Here is a 17536-nt window from a genome sequence, read left to right as displayed (position 1 = left end):
GATGGTGTCTGCCGGTTTGATGGAGAGTGTGGCGTGAGAGGCAAATTCAAATCCCTGACCATGGTCAACTGGAACGGCTTCTTCGCCCGCACCTTCGATCTCGACCAGCTGGTCACGACCCTGTCCGGCGGCAACGGCGCGGGCAAGTCCACCACCATGGCGGCCTTTATCGCGGCCCTCATTCCCGACCAGTCACTGCTCCATTTCCGTAACACCACGGAGGCGGGCTCCTCCAGCGCGTCCCGCGACAAGGGGCTCTACGGCAAGCTGCAGCGCGGCCACTGCTATTCGCTGCTGGAAGTGATGAACAGCCGCGAGCAGCGGATCTGGGTCGGCGTCCACCTCGAACAGGTGGCCAACCGGGACAACAAGGTCAACATCACCCCGTTCGCCCTGGTGGATGTGCCCGAGCACCTGGCGCCCACGGATCTGCTGCTGGAGAAGCTCGACGACGGCAAGGGCCGGGTACGTGCCTTCGCCGATCTGAAGGGGGCGGCAGCGGAGCTCGGCGCCATCAAGGTCGCCAAGTTCAATACGGTGACCGATTATCACAACTTCATGTTCGAGTTCGGCATCACCCCGAAGAAACTGCGGGATCAAAAGGATCGCGGCAAGTTCTATCGCCTGATCGAAGCCTCCCTCTACGGCGGCATCTCCTCGTCCATCAGCCGCTCCCTGCGGGAATACCTGCTACCGGAAAACTCCGGGGTGCGCAAGGCGTTCCAGGACATGGAGGCGGCCATCTACGAGAACCGCCGCACCCTGGAAGCGATCAAGGAGACCCAGGGACAGCGGGATCTGTTCAAGAACCTCATCACCGAGACCACCCACTATGTGGCGGCTGAGTATGTGCGGGGCGCCGCCGAGAAGAACCGCCTCTCCGAGCTGGCCCTCAAGGCCAGGTCCGAGCTCGCGGGCAAGCGCCGCCTGCTGGCGGAAGAGAAGCAGCGCGCCATCTATCTGGCCGACGAGGTGGATCAGCTCACCAACCGCGAGAAGCTCCTGACCGACGAGCTGGAGTCCGCCGCCGAACACCTGGCCAAGGTGATGGCGGCCGTGGCCCTACAAAAGAAGATTGCCCTCTATCGCGCCGATCTGGCGGAGCTGGTGGACAAGCTGGAGCAGCAGCAGGCGGTGGTGGAAGAGATCCACGGCCAGTTGCTGGAGGTGGAGGAGCGCAAGGAGCTGGCCCAGGCCGAGGTGGACAGCCTCAAGACCCAGCTGGCCGACTACCAGCAGGCGCTGGATATCCAGCAGACCCGCGCCATCCAGTACCGCCAGGCGGTGCAGGCGTTGGAGACTGCCCGCGAGCAGTGCGAGCTGCCGGGGCTGACCGCCGAACAGGCGAGCGACACCCTGCACCAGTTCCGCGCCGCCGAGCAGAGCCTCACCAGCCGGGTGCTGGGGGCCGAGCAGCAGCTGGCGCTGGCCAAGGCGGCGGTGGCCGAGCACGAAGCGGCCCTGGCGCTGCTTTTGAGCATCGCCCCCGACACCGTGCGCGAGGCCGCCTGGCCCACGGCGCAGGGGCTGCTCAAGCGCCATATCGAGGACAAGGCCCGCATTGCCCAGGGGCAGGGGCAGCGCGCCGCGCTGGCTCGCCTCGAGAAAGAGAGTGAGAGCCAGAAGACCCTCTTGCGGCTGCGAGACGAGCTGGCCCAGGCGTCTGGTCAGCACATTGCCAGCAGCGATGAGCTGGAGATCTTCCTCGAAGCCCAGCGCACCCGTCAGGAGGAGCTGAGTGAGCAGCAGGCGGAAGTCAACCAGCGCCGCGCCAGCCTCGAGCATCAGGGCACCCAGCTCGGCCGCGATATCGCAGAGCTCACCAAGCTGGCTCCGCGCTGGCTGAAATCCTTTGAAAAACTCGAGCAGCTGCGCGAGCAGAGCGGATTGCCGCTCGCCACTGCCGAGGCGCTCTCGGCCGGCATGCAGAGCGTGCTCGACAAGGAGCGGGAGTTCGAGCAGGAGAGCAACCACATTCAGGGCCAGAAACAGGCGCTGGAGCTGCAAATTCGCAACCTGCAGCTGGGGGCCGGCGAGGCCGACCCGCGTCTGGCCCGCATCGCCGAGCAGGTGGGGGGCGTGCTGCTCTCCGACGTCTACGACGACATCTCCATCGACGATGCCCCTTACTACTCCGCGCTCTACGGCCCGGCTCGCAGCGCCCTGGTGGTGCTCGACCTCGAAGGCGCCATCGAGCGGCTGAAAAAGCTGGAAGATTGCCCGGAAGATATCTACCTCATCCAGGGTAACCCCGACTCCTTTGACGAGGATCTGGTCGAGGCCGACGAGTTGGGGGACGCCGTGCTGGTGCGCACCAGCAAGCGTCAGGTGCGCTTCTCCCGTTACCCCGAGCTGCCGCTCTTTGGTCGCGCCGCCCGGGAAAAACGGATTGAACAGCTGGAGCTCGAGCGGGAAAACCTGGTCGAGGGTTACGCCAAGGCCGCCTTCGAACAGCAGAAGTACCACCGCCTCTACGGTCACTTCCGCGACTTTATCGGCCAGCATCTGGATATCGCCTTCCGCCCGGACCCCGAAGCCGAAGTGCAGGCCAAACAGCACGAGCAGCGCAAGCTGCAAGAAACCATAGCCGAGTGCAACAAGCAGCTGGCCGAGGCCAAGGCGGCCGCCGCCCAGCTGACTCGCCATATCCAGCTGGTGCAGGGGATGCTGCCCTTCGCCCACCTGTTTGCCGAGAAAGAGCTGGCGGCCCGCCTCGAGGCGGCCCGTGCCGATGTGGAGGCCCTTAACACAGCCGAAGCCTTTATCGCCAGACACGGCAAGGCGCTCGAGAAGCTGGAAACCCAGGTGCAGGTGCTGCGTCAGGATCCCCAGGATCTGGCCGCCCTGCAGGCGGCCTATGATGAGGTGAGCTACCTGCTGGCCGAGCAGAAGCGCCGCTGCTATGCCCTCGATCAGCTGGTGGCCCGTCTGCCGCACTTTGCCTATCAGGACGCGCAAGACCTGCTCGGCAAGGCCTCCGAGATGAGCGAGCGGCTCAAAGAGAAGCTGAAAGCGGCCGAGCTTGCCGCCCGCACCGCCGGTGAGCAGCACAAGCAGATCACCCAGCGCCACACCGAGGCGCTGCAGCTGCGCACCGCGCTCGATTCCAGCGCCTCGGCCAAGGGCCAGACCCTGGCGGAGTTCGAGCAGGAGCTGGGAGCCATGGGGCTCACCCTGTCGGACGACATGGAAGAGAAGGCCCGCGCCCACAAGAAGGAGATCGAGGAGCTGCTTATCCGCACCCGGACCCGTCGCACCAGCGCCGAGGCCCAGTTGCAGGTGTGCAAGCGCGAGATCGAATCCCTCGGCGGCCGCCTCAAGCTGGAGGGCAAGGATTACTACGGCGCCCGCAAATCCCTGGTGGGTCACAAGGCGAGCTGGTCGCGGGTGGTGCGTCTGGCGCGGGAGACCGACGTCGAGAAGCGCCTCAACAAGCGCGAGCTGGCCTATCTTGACAGCGACGAGCTGCGCTCCATGTCGGACAAGGCCCTCGGGGCCCTGCGAGTGGCGGTGGCCCACGACGAGGCCCTGCGCGATGCGCTGCGTCTGTCCGAAGGCAATCGCAACACCGAGCAGAAGGTCGCCTTCTACGTGCAGGTCTACCGTTACCTCAAGGATCGCATCCGCAACGACATCATCCGCTCGGACGATCCGGTGGAGGCCATCGAGGAGATGGAGATCGAGCTGGCCCGTCTGGCCGACGAGCTCAAGCAGCGGGAAACCCATCTCTCCCTCTCCTCTCACGAGGTGGCGGCCAAGATCACCAACATCATCCGCCGCGAGCAGAACCGCATCCGGGTGCTGAACCAGGGCCTGCAGAACATCGCCTTCGGCCTGGTGCGCGGGGTGCGCCTCAACGTCAATATCCGCGAGGCCCACACCCGTCTGCTCACGGCGCTCGCCGATCAGAGCGCCATGCACAACGATCTGTTCGCCGACAAGGAGCTCAGCTTCTCCGAGGCCATGGCCAAGCTGTTCCAGCGCCTGAACCCGCAAGTGGAGCAGGGGGAGCGCAACTACCAGGTGATGGGGGACGTGCTGCTCGACTATCGCAACTACCTGGAGCTGGAGATCGAGGTGCAGCGCGGGGCCGATGGCTGGCTGCGGGCCGAGAGCGGCGCGCTCTCCACCGGCGAGGCGATCGGTACCGGTCAGGCCATCCTGCTCATGGTGCTGATCAGCTGGGAGGAGGAGTCCCGCCGCCTGCGCGGCAAGGACATCGCCCCCTGCCGTCTCTTGTTCCTGGACGAGGCGGCGCGCCTGGATGGCAAATCCATCGCCACCCTGTTCGAGCTGTGCGAACGCCAGGACATGCAGCTCCTCATCGCGGCGCCGGAGAACATCAGCCCCGAGAAGGGCACCACCTACAAGCTCATCCGCAAGGTGCAGGGTAAGCACGAGCATGTGCACGTGGTGGGTCTGCGCGGCTTCGGCTTTGCCGACGACAAGCTTATCGCCTGAGGGGGATCCCCTGACAGGGGCTGACGGAGCGATACGCAAAACGGGAGGCCTGGGCCTCCCGTTTTCCATGGGAAATATGAGAGAGTAGGCCCCTGTTCGCGGGCGCCCGCCTGGCCATGAAAGCCGGGCGGGGCAAACGCGATATCTCATAACGGGTCGAGGAAGTCGATGATGAGGATCATGGTGCAAAGAGGGCTGCTGTTGCCCCTCGGCTTTTTGCTGGCGGCCTGCAGCAGTCAGCCGGACGTGAGTGGCGGATCGGACGGCAGCTGGCGTGGCTATACCCAGACGGGGCTCGCCTCCTACTATGCCGATCGCTATCACAACAAGAAGACGGCGAGCGGCGAGCGATACAACAGCAGTGCCAGCACCGCCGCCCACATGACGCTGCCCTTCGGTACCATGGTGAGGGTGACCAACCTCGCCAACGGCAAGAGCGTGGTGGTGCGGGTCAACGACAGGGGCAACTTCGCCAGGGGGCGCATCATCGATCTCTCCAGGGCGGCCTTCAGCCGCATAGGCAACACAAGATCCGGCCTTATCAAGGTCAGGCTCGAGGTGATCTAGGGGGTGGCAGGGGCCTCAGTCTGCGCCTGTGGCAAGTGCCCAGGACTGCTGACTAGCCCTTCTACTCCTTGCCCGTGTTTCGCCGCCAAGATCCGGGGTCAAGGTTCGGGGTATAACTAAGAGAGCATCCACAAGGAGGGTCAAAACATGGCTGGCAAGAGGCCCATTCAGGCAACGGCAATTCCCGAGAACACGGCAAAGTCCCTCTATCCGGAGCCCTTTGCCACCCTGGTCAAGCACCGCACCAAGCGCAAACTCGGGGATCATTTCGGCCTTGCCAACTTCGGGGTCAACCTGACGACCCTGGCGCCAGGCGCCATCTCGGCGCTCAAGCACCATCACGGCAGGCAGGATGAGTTCGTCTATGTGCTCTCGGGCACGCCCACCCTGCGCCACGGGGAGGAGGAGTACCAAATGTCGCCGGGGGAGTGCATCGGTTTCAAGGGGGGCAGCGGACTGGCCCACCAGCTGCTCAATCACGGGGAGGTGGACGCCGTCTATCTCGAAGTGGGGGACAGGCTGCCAGGCGACACCGTCGAGTACCCGGACGACGATCTGGCCCTGATGCAGGGTGCCGATGGCGCCTGGTCTGCCCGACATAAAGATGGCTCGCCTTATTGAGCATGGATTCGGCGGGCTGACGGTCGCAGCCCGACAAGTGAGGAAGGGCAGATGAAGAGAACGTTGATCCTGGTGCGCCATGGAAAGTCGAGCTGGGAGCAGGTCAGCCTGGCGGATCGGGAGCGCCCCCTGGCCGCACGGGGGCTGCGCGATGCCCCCCTGATGGGGGGGCGCCTGGCAAGGGAGGGGGTGAGGCCAGATCTCATCCTCTCGAGCCCGGCCTGCCGGGCGCTGTCGACGGCCCGGCTGCTCGCCCATGAGCTGGGCTATCCGGTGGGCAAGATAGCCATCGACGATCGCCTCTACGAGAGCGATGTCGAGACCCTCCTCGGGGTGATGGGCGAGCTTGCGGACGAGCTTATGAGCGTGCTGCTCGTGGGGCATGACCCCGAGTTCACCGCTCTGGCCCACGGCTTCTCCCGCGGGATCGTCCGGATGCCGACCTGCGCCGTCGCCCGCTTCACCTTCGATGCCCCCTCCTGGTCTAGCGTCCCGTCCCGCAAGCCGGTGACGGCGGTGCTTGACTATCCGAAACAGGGGTAGGGGGCCGCAGCGCTGCCTCCCGCGGGCCGACGGGCCCGCAAGCATGACGACAGATCAAACAGCAAGGGGAGCCTATCTGGCCGCGATGGGTCCCTTGGTTCCTGCGTCCTTGTCGACCCAGCCATCTTCCCCCTTGAGGCGGCGATCCCCCTGGATGCGATAGGTGACCATGCCGTCCTCGAACACCAGGGCGCCGTCGGATTTCCTGGCCTTGACCTGCTTGTCGTTGACCCAGACCCTATCCCGGTCGTCGATGCGGATGCTGGCCACGGTGGCTCCCGTTTCGGGGAAGGTGGCGACCCAGTTGCCGGCATAGGGGCTGGCGCTGGCCGCTGCGGGGGCGGTGCCAAACCCGGCGGCCTCGTTCTCGGCCCTGGTCTTGTTGATGTCACAGCCATTGAGTTCGCTCACCTGGGTACAGCCTGAGCGCGCCAGCTTCTGCTCATAGCTCATGTTCAATCCGCCTTCGGCGGCCGGTGCGGCGGTGCCAAATCCTGCCCTGGCGTTTTCCTCCTTGCTCTTGTGAATATCGCAGCCCTGGGCTTCGGTGACCTGGGTACAGCCTGAGCGTTCGAGTTGCTCGGCGTATTTGGCGTTGATGGCCTGAACCTGGGCGCTGCCCAGCAGGGAGAGGGTCAGGGCGAGAGCGGCATGTCTGAACATGGTCAATTCCTCGGGAGGTGGGGCATTCAGGCGCGCCGCCCCCTGGCGGCAACGCGTATGGGTCGGCAATGGCGAGTGCGCGACCGTCTCTCACGATAGCAGGGCGGCTCGGCGCATGACACCGCGCACTCAGCTTTGGGGAATGCGCACGCCCTTGTCGAGGTAGAGGCTGCTGTAGTGGGCGCGGTGAGTGACGAACATCACCTGATGGCGGCTGCCGTCGGAGAGGATGAGGAAATCGCCGGCCTGGGCCGGGCTTTGCAGGCGGATCTCGTGCTCGGGGGCGGTCAGCTTGTCGGCCTCCTCCCGGAAGGTGAGGGTGTAGGAATACATATGGCGCTCCACTGCAGGCTCATATCCGGACACATCAGTACAACTCTAGCCCCGACGCCCGGGGTCCGCGGCGCCCAAGCGGCACCGCTGCTGCAGAATACCCTAGCGCGCCTCCAGGCCCTGTGCGTCCGCCCCTTTTATGGGTAAGCTGGCCTTCAATCCCTGACGTGCGGGGCTGGCCCGCCAGGATGCACGCAGGATCACCCTGAGTACGAGAGATGAGAGACAAGGAGTCACCATGACCACACTCGCCACCGAGCTGGTACGGATCGCCGCCTTTTCCGAGGGGGAGCAGGGGGGTAACCCCGCCGGTGTCTGGATAGGGGATGACCTGCCCGCGCCGGAGGCGATGCAGCGGATCGCCGCCGAGGTGGGATTTTCGGAGACCGCCTTCGCCGCCCCGCTGGCCGGGGCGCCAGGGGAGGGAATGCGCCGATGGCGGGTGCGCTACTTCTCCCCCGAGGCCGAAGTGCCCTTCTGCGGCCACGCCACCATCGCCCTCGGGGTGGCGCTGGCCCGCCGCGTGGGGGCCGGGGAGCATGAACTCTGCCTCAGCCAGAGCCAGATCAGGGTAACCGGCTGGCAGGACGACGCGGGGCTGTGGCAGGCGGCGCTGCAATCACCGCCGACCCGCAGCCGGCCGGCGCCCGCCGATCTGATGCGCGAGGCTCTGGCGCTGTTTGGCTACGAGGCGGCGGATCTGGATCCCCGCCTTCCTCCTGCACTCATCCACGGCGGCGCCGACCACCTGGTGCTGGCGCTCAAGGAGCGCTCGGCACTGGCGGCTATGAAGTATGAGCTGGCCCAGGGGCGGCTGCTGATGCGCCGGGAGGGGCTGGTGACCATACTGCTGGTCCATGTGCAAGGGGATAGGCTGTTCCATGTCCGCAATCCCTTCGCCTATGGCGGCGTCTACGAGGATCCGGCCACGGGCGCCGCGGCCGCCGCCTTCGCCGGCTATCTGCGGGATCTCCACTGGCCCCACGGCGGGGCCATCGAGATCCGGCAGGGGGAGGAGATGGGCATGCCGTCACGGCTCCATGCCGAGATCCCGGCCGAGCCCGGCAGCGGGATCCGGGTCTCTGGCCGGGCCCGTCTGATGTAGCCCTTGCAATGAAAAAACCGCCTGATGGCGGTTTTTTCATTGCGCAGCCCCTATTTCAGGGCTTTTTTCAGCTTCTTGATCTTGCCTTCGTGCTTGGCAATCTTCGCCTGGCGGGCGGCGATCTGCTTCTTGATCTCTTTCTTGCTGGCCATGGGGCTGCTCCTTGGTGTCTTGGGCGTCATGGGGATCATGGTGCCCGGGGTCTCTCCATGCGTGCCGGGAAGGCCCTCTCCATTGACACACTGGCAGCCAGGGGAGGGGGCATACCGCGGAACTGGTTTGCAGGATAGCCCAGTTTTCCGGTCGCGCCATTCCATTTTCGCCCGCAGGGGGCAACAAAAAAGCGCCCCTGGGGGCGCTTTTGGCAGGCTGGGGCTATCAGGCCTTCTTCAGGTAGGCGGCCACCAGCACGATCTGCATGCCGTTCACCTTGCCCTCGATGTGCAGCGGGTTGTTGGTCAGGCGAATGCCCTTGACCAGGGTGCCGCGCTTGGCGGTGAAGCCCGCGCCCTTGACGTCCAGATCCTTGATCAGGGTGACGGAGTCCCCTTCGACCAGCACGGCGCCGTTGGAGTCTACGGTCGGCACGCTGTCGTCATCGTCGCTCGCCATGCCGGCTTCTGCCCAGGCCTTGACCTCTTCTTCCATGTACATCATGTCCAGCATGTCCTGGGCCCAGAGCTCGCCCCGGGCGGCGAGGGCCTTCAACTGGCGCCAGGCCATCACCTGCACCGCCGGCACCTGGCTCCACATGCTGTCACCCAGGCAGCGCCAGTGGTTCACCTCCGTGGTGTCCGGCTGCTCCAGCTGGCCGCGGCAGGTGTCGCAGAGCGCCACGCTGTGGTCGTCGTCGCTGGCGGGGGAGTGCGGCACCGGGAAGGCAGTCAGCGCATGTTCTGCGCCACACAGCTCGCATTTGGCGTTTGCACGGGCTTGCAGGATGGCATTGATGGTCATGATTGGGTTCCGTTTATAGGGGTAAAGCGGCCCGCCGTGGCGGGCTGCGCGAATGAGGGGGCGGAATATAGCACAAATCCCTGCTTTTTGTCAGGCTACCGGAGACCCACGGGCGAGTGCTTTTTGACGGCAGATCGCTAGAATAAGCCTCCCTTTTTGCGCCAAAGGACAGGTTCACCGTGCTGGCCCACCGTTTTCGACAACTGGACTGCTTGCTCACCGACGAGCGACGCTGGTGGCAATACCAGCCCTATCACCACCTGGGGCTCGCCTTTGCCCGAGAGGTGCCAGCTCTTGCCGAGTGCCTGGAGGCGCTGAGCCTGGAGGAGATAGCGCGCCTCGATGGCGACATGGACGCGCTCTGCACCCTGCTCGCCCCCTGGATCCCGGCGGGGGCCGAGTTGCAGGCCCTGAGCGAACTCGCCGACTTCGTCCCCGAACCCGTCCAGTGCGCCAGGGCCATGGCGATGTACATGCCGGGGCGCAAGCAGGCGCAGATAGAGGCCTTCACCGGCTGTCTGCCCCCTCACCAGGGCCCCTATCTGGAGTGGTGCGCCGGCAAGGGGCATCTGGGGCGCCTGGTGTCGCTACACCGTGGCGCCGACATCCTGAGCCTGGAGTGGCAGGGGGGGCTCTGCGAGGAGGGGCGACGGCTCGCCGCGCGCGACGGCGCCAGCATGCAATTCGTGGAGGCGGACGCCTTCGCCGCCGAGTCCGGGGGGCTCATCGCCCCGCACCATCACGCCATGGCGCTCCATGCCTGCGGCGATCTGCACACCCATCTGCTGACGCGGGTGGCCGAGGGGCGCGCCCAGGGGGTGACTCTCTCCCCTTGTTGTTACCACCTCATCAGGGGAGAGCGCTACGCGCCCCTCTCCCGGGCCGCCAGGGCCAGCGCCCTGCGCCTTGGCAAGAGCGACCTGAAGCTGCCGCTGCAGGAGACGGTGACCGGCGGCGCCCGCATCGCCCGATTGCGGGAGCAGGAGGTGGTGTGGCGCCTCGCCTTCGACTGCCTGCAGCGCCGGGTACGCGGGGTGGATGAGTACCTGCCGGTGCCCAACCTGCAAAAGAGCCTGCTGGCGGGGGGCTTCGAGGCCTTCTGCCACTGGGCCGCCGAGCGCAAGGGGATAAGGTTGCCGACGGGGCTCGACTACGCCGCCTTCCTGGCACAGGGGGAGCGACGTTTTGGCGATGTCGCCCGCATGGAGCTGGTGCGCCACCTGTTTCGCCGCCCCCTCGAAGTCTGGCTGCTGCTCGATCGCGCCCTCTTCCTCGAGGAGCAGGGCTACCAGGTGGAAGTGGGTACCTTCTGCCCCAAACCCATGACCCCGCGCAACCTGCTGATCCGGGCGGTGCGCGCCGGCGGTGTCTGAGCAAGACCCCTGACCTGCGCTGGCGGCTGCGCCAACAAGACCATGGGCCGGGGCTGGATATCCCTGCTAAACGAGCGCCATCTGAGTGCAGGGTGGCATGGCTCACAATTTCGCCAAATTCTTAATTCTTGCCGTGAATTTAGTTGTGCGGATGCCTATGCTCGCCCTGACATTTTCAAGACAAGGATGCTTACCCATGTTCATGCTCACGCGCACCGCCTGCCTGGTTGCCCTCGTCTGGGCGCTGCCCGGCCAGAGCGCCATGACAATCCAGCCTGATCCCCAGAACAGCGGCGGCTATGTGATCGCCGCCGCCGATCTCGCCAGTGCGGCCCAGGTGAAGACTGCCAACCCCATGTACGGGCTCTGGGCCAAGGCTCTGGCCACCCGGCCCAATACGGTGGTGGAGGCCATAGTGGCGCGAGCCCCCGGCAACCCGGACAACGTCAAGCGAGTCGAGCGGGTCTTCACCGAATCGGATTGGGAGTTCCTGACCCAGATGGTCGCCCCGGAGTACACCTACGAGCGCTTCCTGCGGGCGGTGGGCAAGTTCCCCGCCTTCTGCGGCGACTACACGGACGGGCGCAATGCCGACGCCATCTGCAAGAAGTCCATCGTCACCGCCTTCGCCCACTTTGCCCAGGAGACCGGCGGCCACATCGCCAGGGAAAATGTCTCCGACAACCCCCTGGGGCTGGAGGAGTGGCAGCAGGCGCTGGTGCACGTGCGGGAGATGGGTTGGTCGGAAGGGCAGACTGGCTACACCACGGGGTGCGGCCAGAGTGACTGGCAGAACAGGAAATGGCCCTGCAGCACCGGCCAGGGGTACTTCGGTCGCGGTGCCAAGCAGCTCTCCTACCACTTCAACTACGGCGCCTTCTCCGAGGCCATGTTCGACGGCGACGCCACCGTGCTGCTGAACAACCCCGGCCTGGTGGCGGACTCCTGGCTCAACCTCGCCTCCGCCATCTGGTTCTTCCTGACCCCGCAGGCCCCCAAGCCCGCCATGCTGCACGTGATCGACCGCACCTGGGTGCCCTCTCAGCGTGAGCTGGCGGCGGGCATCGGCTACGGCTTTGGCACCACCATCAACATCATCAACGGCGGCATCGAGTGCGGCGAGCAGAACAGGGACAAGGGCCAGCCGGTCAACCGCATCCGCTACTGGGAAGGGCTGGCGGCCCACTACGGGATCCCGCTGCTCCCGGACGAGAAGAACACCTGCTGGCAGCAGACCCCCTATGGCAGCCTCAACCTCAACGGCGCCACCGACGTGCTCTACACCAACTGGGATGGCAACTGGAAATACTACCCGGACAGGCCGGGCGGCTACTCCTTCGAGTGCGATCTGGTGGGGTACCAGACAGCCTATTCGGCCCTGGTGCCGGGGGACTACGAGAAGTGCGTGACCAACTTCTACGGCTCCCACGCCAGCTGGCCCAAGGTCCGTGTGGTGGCACAGCTGGATCCGGCACCGGTCGATCCCGGCACGCCGCCGGTGGACGGGGTGCCTGCCTGGGAGGCCGGCAAGGTCTACACCGCGGGCAACAAGGTGAGCCACAAGGGCGTCATCTATCAGGCCAAGTGGTGGACCCAGGGCAACGAGCCGGGCAAGGGGGATCCCTGGGCACCGGTGACCTGAGAGTCAGTACAAGAGCAAGCACCCCGGGGAGGCCGCGCGCCTCCCTTGTTGATCGCCGCGCTGGCTTGCTGTGCCTCTTTTGGAACTGATAGAGTGCGGGTTCACACCGAGGGAGGATGACCATGAACATCGCCATCCATTTTGAAATCCCGGTGCAGGAGATGGCGCGGGCCATCCTCTTCTACGAAGCGGTCTTCGACCTTGCTCTGGAGCCGGTCGAGATCGATGGCAACGAGATGGCGCTCTTTCCCCTGGAAAGTGGCACGGCGGGCTGCTCCGGCGCTCTGGCGAAAGGGGAGAGCTATGTGCCGAGCCTGGATGGCACCCGGATCTATCTGCAGGTGACTGACATCGAGCGGACCCTGGGGCGGGCGTTGCAGTTGGGTGGGGAGTGTCTCTACCCCGTGACCCGGGTGAGCGAACAGATCCGGGTGGCGGAATTCAGGGATTGCGAGGGCAACCGCATCGCCTTGCAGGAGATGGGGCGAACCTGACTCATCAGAGGCATGGTGCCATGAACGGGATGGGACCATTCCCCGCCTTGAGCCTGGTGACGGTCCTCAAGATGGTCAGTTGCCCCTTCCTGGTTTGCGTGCTACTTCATCGGGTGCGGCAAGGAGCCAGGATAGTCTTGGCTCCGTCTGCCGCCCCAACTCTTAGGAGGCATCATGGAAGGTCATTGTCTGTGTGGCGGGATCACCGTCTCGAGCGGCGATCACAAGGAGGTCAACCTCTGTCACTGCACCATGTGCCGGCGCTGGTCCGGCGGACCCATGTTTGCGGTACACGGCGGCAAGGAAGTGCGCTTCACCGGGATCGCCCCGGTGGCCTACCGCTCGTCCGAGTGGGCGGAGCGCGGCTTCTGTCCCACCTGTGGCACCCATCTTTTTTACCATCTGCTGCCGACGGACGAGTACATCCTCTGTGCCGGGCTGTTTCAGGAACAGGTGTTCGAGCTTACCGGGCAGATCTTTATCGACGAGAAACCCGATTTTTATGCGCTCAAGAACGACACCCCGACCCTGACAGGGCAGCAGGTGTTCGAGCAGTACGCTCCCAAACCCTGAGCCTGTGGTTACCCCGAGGAGAAGCCATCATGGATGAACAACAGAAGGTGAGGGGGCCTGCCTCCTATTTTCCCGCCATCGAGCAGAAATACGGCCAGCCGATCGCTCACTGGCTGACCCTGCTGGCGGGGCGGGAGGAGCGCAAACACATGGCCCTGGTGGCCTGGCTCAAGGCCGAGCATGCCATGGGGCACGGTCATGCCAATGCCCTGGTGGCCCATTTTTTGGCGCAGGACTGAACCCCGTCTCGGCCCTGATCGCTTTCGGGTGTCAGGGCTGTCGACCACGGCTGATGAAGCAAGGATCAAAGATGGAACTGGTGGTGATCCGCCATGGACAGACTCAGGCCAACGCCGAGGGACGCTATCTGGGAGCACTGGATATCGGGCTTAACGAGATCGGGTGGGAGCTGGTGGCAGCGCTGGCCCAGGATCTTGCCAGAGAGGTGCCGTTTCAGCGTTTGTTGACCTCCCCTTTGTTACGGGCGAGGCAGAGCGCGCTGCGGATCTCCTTGGCACTGGATCTGCCTATCAAAACGGTTCCTGCATTTCGTGAGCGCCATGTGGGGCTGTTCGAGGGGCTGACTCAGACAGAGGCGAGGGATCGATACCCCGAGTTGTGGGCGCGCAACATCACCCGACGTTGGGCTGAGGGGCCGCCTGGCGGTGAGTCGCTGGATGCGGTGATAGTGCGGATTTCCCAGGGCTTGGCCGAGTTGGTGCATGACTACTCTGGTGAGCGGGTATTGCTGGTGGCACACGGGGTGGTGGCCAAGGTGATCCGCGCCCTCACGAGAGCAGGTTTTGACGACTTCTTCGAGTGGCAGTTGCATAACGGCGGCAGATTGGTGGTCAAGCTGGACTCGGATCAACCACCGATATTTTACCATCGTCCCACAGGGCAGGATGAGCTTCGCTATTGACTAAGGCATAGCCGAGTCGTTCAGCTGGCGCCTTACCGATGAGATCAGGGGGCCGGCTTTGTATTGCAAGAGAAAGTGACCGCTGGCCGGAGCGCCGGTCAGGCCTTTTGCACAGGAGTGTGAGATGAAGATAAGCATCAGCGTCTGGGTCGCGCGGCCGATTGACGCCGTGTGGCAGGGCTGGAACACCCCCGCCAGCATCATGGCGTGGAACGCCGCCTCCCCCGAGTGGCACTGCCCCAGCAGCCGGGTGGATCTGCGGGTGGGTGGGCGCTTCTGTCACCACATGGCGGCCAGGGATGGCAGCATGGGGTTCGACTTCGAGGGCACCTTCACCGAGGTCACGGCGCCGACGGGGCTCGGCTACGTCATGGACGATGGCCGCGCAGTGAGCGTGCGGTTCGTGGAAGAGCGGGGCGGTACCCGGGTGGAGGAGGCGTTCGATGCCGAGTCCCTGCACAGCGGCGAGCAGCAGCGGGCCGGCTGGCAGAGCATACTCGACCACTTCAAGCGGCATATGGAAAGCGCGCCCTGAGGCGCGCTTTTCGATCCGGTGGATGGGGGCTGATGCGGCCTTTACTCTTCGACATCCAGCAGCACCAGGATGGCGCTCTCGCCGCCCCACTCGCGGGGGGCCTGATGGAAGGCGCGCACATTGGGGTGCTGGGCCAGCCAGCTCGGGATGCGCTGCTTGAGGATGTGCTTGCCGATGCCATGCATCACCGAGGCGACGTGAATGTTCTCCTTTTGGCACAGGGTCAGCAGGGCCGCCAGCTCCTGCTTGGCCTGGTGCTGGGTCATGCCGTGCAAGTCGAGGTAAATTTCCGGCGGATAGCTGCCGCGCTTGAGCTTTTTCAGCTCGAATTTTGACACGTCGTCGCGCACGTAACGGGTCGGTCCGTCCGCCTCGAGATGGGGCTGGTACTCGTCGCTGAAAAAGTGGTCAACCCCAAGCTTTTCGCGGCTTTCCCGCACTTCGCGTTTCTGCTTGACCGGGCGCAACTCGGCCCTTATGGTATCTTGCCTAATTTTCCGGGTACCTTTGACCGCATCGCGAAACAGCAGGCTTTCCTCGTCTGTGGGGGAGGGCGTTTTTTTCATCAGAGACTCGTTTTTTAGAGATGCGTCTTGCCCGCTATACAGTGGGTGCTCGGGCCGGATATTACTCGACTTGGAGGTGGATTTGGACAAGATATTTATCGATGAGGTGGTTGCCGAGATGCACACCATCCAGGACATGTTGCGCTGGGCCATGAGTCGTTTCAACGACGCCGGGATCTTCTACGGACATGGTACCGACAACGCCTGGGATGAGGCCGTGCAACTGGTGCTGCCCGCGTTGCATCTGCCGCCGGACGTGGATCCCGCCATGCGCCACTCCCGCCTGACCACCAGCGAGCGTCACCGCATCGCCGAGCTCATCATCCGCCGGGTGCAGGAGCGCATTCCCGCCCCCTACCTGACCAACAAGGCCTGGTACGCCGGTTGGGAGTTCTACGTGGACGAGCGGGTGCTCATTCCGCGCTCCCCCATCGCCGAGCTGGTGGCCAACCGCTTCGCCCCCTTCCTGAAAGAAGAGCCGACCCGGATCATGGACTTGTGCACCGGCTCCGGCTGCATCGCCATCATCATGGCCCACGAGTTCCCCCACGCGGAAGTGGATGCCATCGACATCAGCGTCGATGCCCTCAACGTGGCCGAGCGCAACATCAACGATCACGGGCTGGAGCAGCAGGTCATCCCCATCCGCTCCGATCTGTTCCGGGATCTGCCGGCGGGTGACAAGTACGATCTCATCGTCTCCAACCCGCCCTACGTGGATTCTGAGGACATGTCGGATCTGCCGGAGGAGTTCCGTCACGAGCCGGAGCTGGCGCTGGCGTCGGGTTCAGATGGTCTCAAGCTCACCAAGCGCATCCTGGCCAACGCCGCCGATTTTCTGAAGGATGACGGCGTGCTGGTGGTCGAGGTGGGCAACAGCATGATCCACCTGGAAGCCCAGTTCCCCGAGGTGCCCTTCACCTGGGTCGAGTTCGAGAACGGCGGCCACGGCGTCTTCGTGATGACCCGCGCAGAGCTCGAGCAGTACCAGGCCCATTTCGCGATTTACAAGAACTAAGCAGCAAGGAGCATCCATGTCAGGGAACAGTTTTGGCCAACTCTTTCGGGTCACCACCTTCGGCGAGAGCCACGGCCTGGCGCTGGGCGCCGTGGTCGACGGCTGCCCGCCGGGGCTCGAGATAAGCGAGGCGGATCTGCAGGGGGATCTGGACAGGCGCAAGCCCGGCACCTCCCGCTACACCACCCAGCGCCGCGAGGCGGACGAGGTGAAGATCCTCTCCGGGGTGTTCGAGGGCAGGACCACGGGTACCTCCATCGGGCTCTTGATCGAGAACACCGATCAGCGTTCCAAGGACTACTCCGAGATCAAGGACCTGTTCCGCCCGGGCCACGCTGACTACACCTATCACCAGAAGTACGGCCAGCGCGATTACCGTGGCGGCGGCCGCTCCTCCGCCCGTGAGACCGCGATGCGGGTCGCGGCGGGGGCCATCGCCAAGAAGTACCTGAAACAGGTGCACGGCATCGAGATCGTGGGCTTCCTCTCCCAGCTCGGCCCCATCAAGGCGGAAGGGTTCGACGAGAGCCAGATCGAGCAGAACCCTTTCTTCTTCCCCGATGCGGGCAAGCTGGAGGCGCTGGATGAATACATGCGTGCCCTCAAGAAAGAGGGCAACAGCGTGGGGGCCAAGGTGTGCGTGGTGGCGCGCAACGTGCCGGTCGGCCTGGGTGAGCCGGTGTTCGACCGCCTCGACGCCGACATTGCCCACGCCATGATGGGCATCAATGCGGTGAAGGGGGTCGAGATCGGTGACGGCTTCGCGGTGGTGGAGCAAAAAGGCTCCGAGCACCGGGACGAGATGACCCCGAGCGGTTTTGCCAGCAATCACGCGGGCGGCATCCTCGGCGGCATCTCCTCCGGTCAGGAGATAGTGGTGAGCATGGCCCTCAAGCCCACCTCCAGCATCACGGTGCCGGGCAAGACCATCACCACCAGCGGCGAGGCCACCGAGATGATCACCAAGGGACGTCACGACCCCTGCGTCGGCATCCGTGCCGTGCCCATCGCCGAGGCCATGTTGGCCCTGGTGCTGATGGATCACCTGCTGCGTCACCGCGCCCAGAACCAGGGCGTGCACACCCAGACCCCGCAGCTGCGCTGATCGCGCAGAGGTCAGGGTGAGTGATCACCAGAGACGACAAGGCGACCCCAGGGTCGCC

At 64.7% G+C, this 17536-nt stretch carries 18 protein-coding genes; 14 read left to right on the top strand and 4 right to left on the bottom strand.

All coding sequences use genetic code 11. From position 1 onward, the window contains the following. Positions 1-33 precede the first annotated feature (33 nt). The 4 genes from mukB (at position 34) to BN1132_RS05140 (ending at position 6192) form a co-directional block, all read left to right on the top strand. On the top strand, positions 34-4461 hold the full coding sequence (mukB, locus tag BN1132_RS05155) for a chromosome partition protein MukB (RefSeq protein ID WP_042075629.1): 4428 nt from the start codon (positions 34-36) through the stop codon (positions 4459-4461). 171 nt (positions 4462-4632) lie between these two features. Further along, a complete protein-coding gene (locus BN1132_RS05150; RefSeq protein WP_167335700.1) occupies positions 4633-5028 on the top strand; it encodes a septal ring lytic transglycosylase RlpA family protein in 396 nt (131 codons plus the stop codon). Between the two features lie 147 nt (positions 5029-5175). Next, positions 5176-5649 (top strand): cupin domain-containing protein, encoded by a 474-nt coding sequence (locus BN1132_RS05145; RefSeq protein WP_042075628.1) that lies wholly within the window; start codon positions 5176-5178, stop codon positions 5647-5649. Positions 5650-5700: 51 nt separating this feature from the next. Then, positions 5701-6192, top strand: coding sequence for a SixA phosphatase family protein (locus BN1132_RS05140; RefSeq protein ID WP_042075627.1), 492 nt, complete (start codon positions 5701-5703; stop codon positions 6190-6192). Between the two features lie 72 nt (positions 6193-6264). On the opposite strand, the gene BN1132_RS05135 is transcribed toward BN1132_RS05140, so the two are convergent. Together BN1132_RS05135 and BN1132_RS05130 are read right to left on the bottom strand one after the other, a co-directional pair. Continuing rightward, positions 6265-6855, bottom strand: coding sequence for a hypothetical protein (locus BN1132_RS05135; RefSeq protein ID WP_042075624.1), 591 nt, complete (start codon positions 6853-6855; stop codon positions 6265-6267). A gap of 129 nt (positions 6856-6984) precedes the next feature. Further along, on the bottom strand, positions 6985-7188 hold the full coding sequence (locus BN1132_RS05130; RefSeq protein ID WP_042075622.1) for a hypothetical protein: 204 nt from the start codon (positions 7186-7188) through the stop codon (positions 6985-6987). 238 nt (positions 7189-7426) lie between these two features. Between BN1132_RS05130 and BN1132_RS05125 the strand changes: the two genes are divergently transcribed. Then, entirely contained in the window at positions 7427-8293 is an 867-nt protein-coding gene (locus BN1132_RS05125) for a PhzF family phenazine biosynthesis protein (RefSeq protein ID WP_042075621.1), read from the top strand. A gap of 378 nt (positions 8294-8671) precedes the next feature. Here BN1132_RS05125 and BN1132_RS05120 read toward each other — a convergent pair whose 3' ends face one another. Next, positions 8672-9250 carry a PhnA domain-containing protein gene (locus BN1132_RS05120; RefSeq protein ID WP_042075619.1) on the bottom strand — a complete coding sequence of 193 codons (579 nt, stop codon included), beginning with the start codon at positions 9248-9250 and terminating at the stop codon, positions 8672-8674. Positions 9251-9429: 179 nt separating this feature from the next. On the opposite strand from BN1132_RS05120, the gene BN1132_RS05115 reads away from it, so the two are divergent. The 7 genes from BN1132_RS05115 to BN1132_RS05085 all read left to right on the top strand — a co-directional run bounded on the left by BN1132_RS05115 (position 9430) and on the right by BN1132_RS05085 (position 14789). Continuing rightward, positions 9430-10623 carry a methyltransferase gene (locus BN1132_RS05115; RefSeq protein WP_042075616.1) on the top strand — a complete coding sequence of 398 codons (1194 nt, stop codon included), beginning with the start codon at positions 9430-9432 and terminating at the stop codon, positions 10621-10623. A 196-nt stretch (positions 10624-10819) separates the two neighbouring features. Then, positions 10820-12265, top strand: a complete 1446-nt coding sequence (locus BN1132_RS05110) for a chitinase (protein ID WP_042075646.1) — start codon at positions 10820-10822, stop codon at positions 12263-12265. A 122-nt stretch (positions 12266-12387) separates the two neighbouring features. Next, positions 12388-12759, top strand: a complete 372-nt coding sequence (locus tag BN1132_RS05105; RefSeq protein WP_084202596.1) for a VOC family protein — start codon at positions 12388-12390, stop codon at positions 12757-12759. A 174-nt stretch (positions 12760-12933) separates the two neighbouring features. Next, positions 12934-13332 carry a GFA family protein gene (locus BN1132_RS05100; protein WP_042075612.1) on the top strand — a complete coding sequence of 133 codons (399 nt, stop codon included), beginning with the start codon at positions 12934-12936 and terminating at the stop codon, positions 13330-13332. A 29-nt stretch (positions 13333-13361) separates the two neighbouring features. Further along, complete coding sequence (locus BN1132_RS05095; RefSeq protein WP_042075611.1) at positions 13362-13571, top strand: DUF4287 domain-containing protein; 210 nt, start codon at positions 13362-13364, stop codon at positions 13569-13571. 71 nt (positions 13572-13642) lie between these two features. Further along, positions 13643-14254, top strand: coding sequence for a histidine phosphatase family protein (locus tag BN1132_RS05090; protein WP_042075609.1), 612 nt, complete (start codon positions 13643-13645; stop codon positions 14252-14254). Positions 14255-14378: 124 nt separating this feature from the next. Further along, a complete protein-coding gene (locus BN1132_RS05085) occupies positions 14379-14789 on the top strand; it encodes an SRPBCC family protein (RefSeq protein ID WP_042075608.1) in 411 nt (136 codons plus the stop codon). 41 nt (positions 14790-14830) lie between these two features. Here BN1132_RS05085 and smrB read toward each other — a convergent pair whose 3' ends face one another. Beyond that, positions 14831-15355 (bottom strand): endonuclease SmrB, encoded by a 525-nt coding sequence (gene smrB, locus BN1132_RS05080; protein WP_042075607.1) that lies wholly within the window; start codon positions 15353-15355, stop codon positions 14831-14833. Between the two features lie 82 nt (positions 15356-15437). Here smrB and prmB point away from each other — a divergent pair, with 82 nt between their 5' ends. After that, positions 15438-16373 carry a 50S ribosomal protein L3 N(5)-glutamine methyltransferase gene (prmB, locus tag BN1132_RS05075; RefSeq protein WP_042075606.1) on the top strand — a complete coding sequence of 312 codons (936 nt, stop codon included), beginning with the start codon at positions 15438-15440 and terminating at the stop codon, positions 16371-16373. Positions 16374-16389: 16 nt separating this feature from the next. After that, positions 16390-17478, top strand: a complete 1089-nt coding sequence (gene aroC, locus BN1132_RS05070) for a chorismate synthase (RefSeq protein WP_042075604.1) — start codon at positions 16390-16392, stop codon at positions 17476-17478. Positions 17479-17536 lie beyond the last annotated feature (58 nt).

Origin of the sequence: Aeromonas sanarellii, assembly GCF_000820085.1 — a bacterium.
GTDB lineage: Bacteria > Pseudomonadota > Gammaproteobacteria > Enterobacterales > Aeromonadaceae > Aeromonas > Aeromonas sanarellii.
Note: the sequence above shows the minus strand (reverse complement) of the source record. Positions and strands in the feature narration are given on the sequence as shown.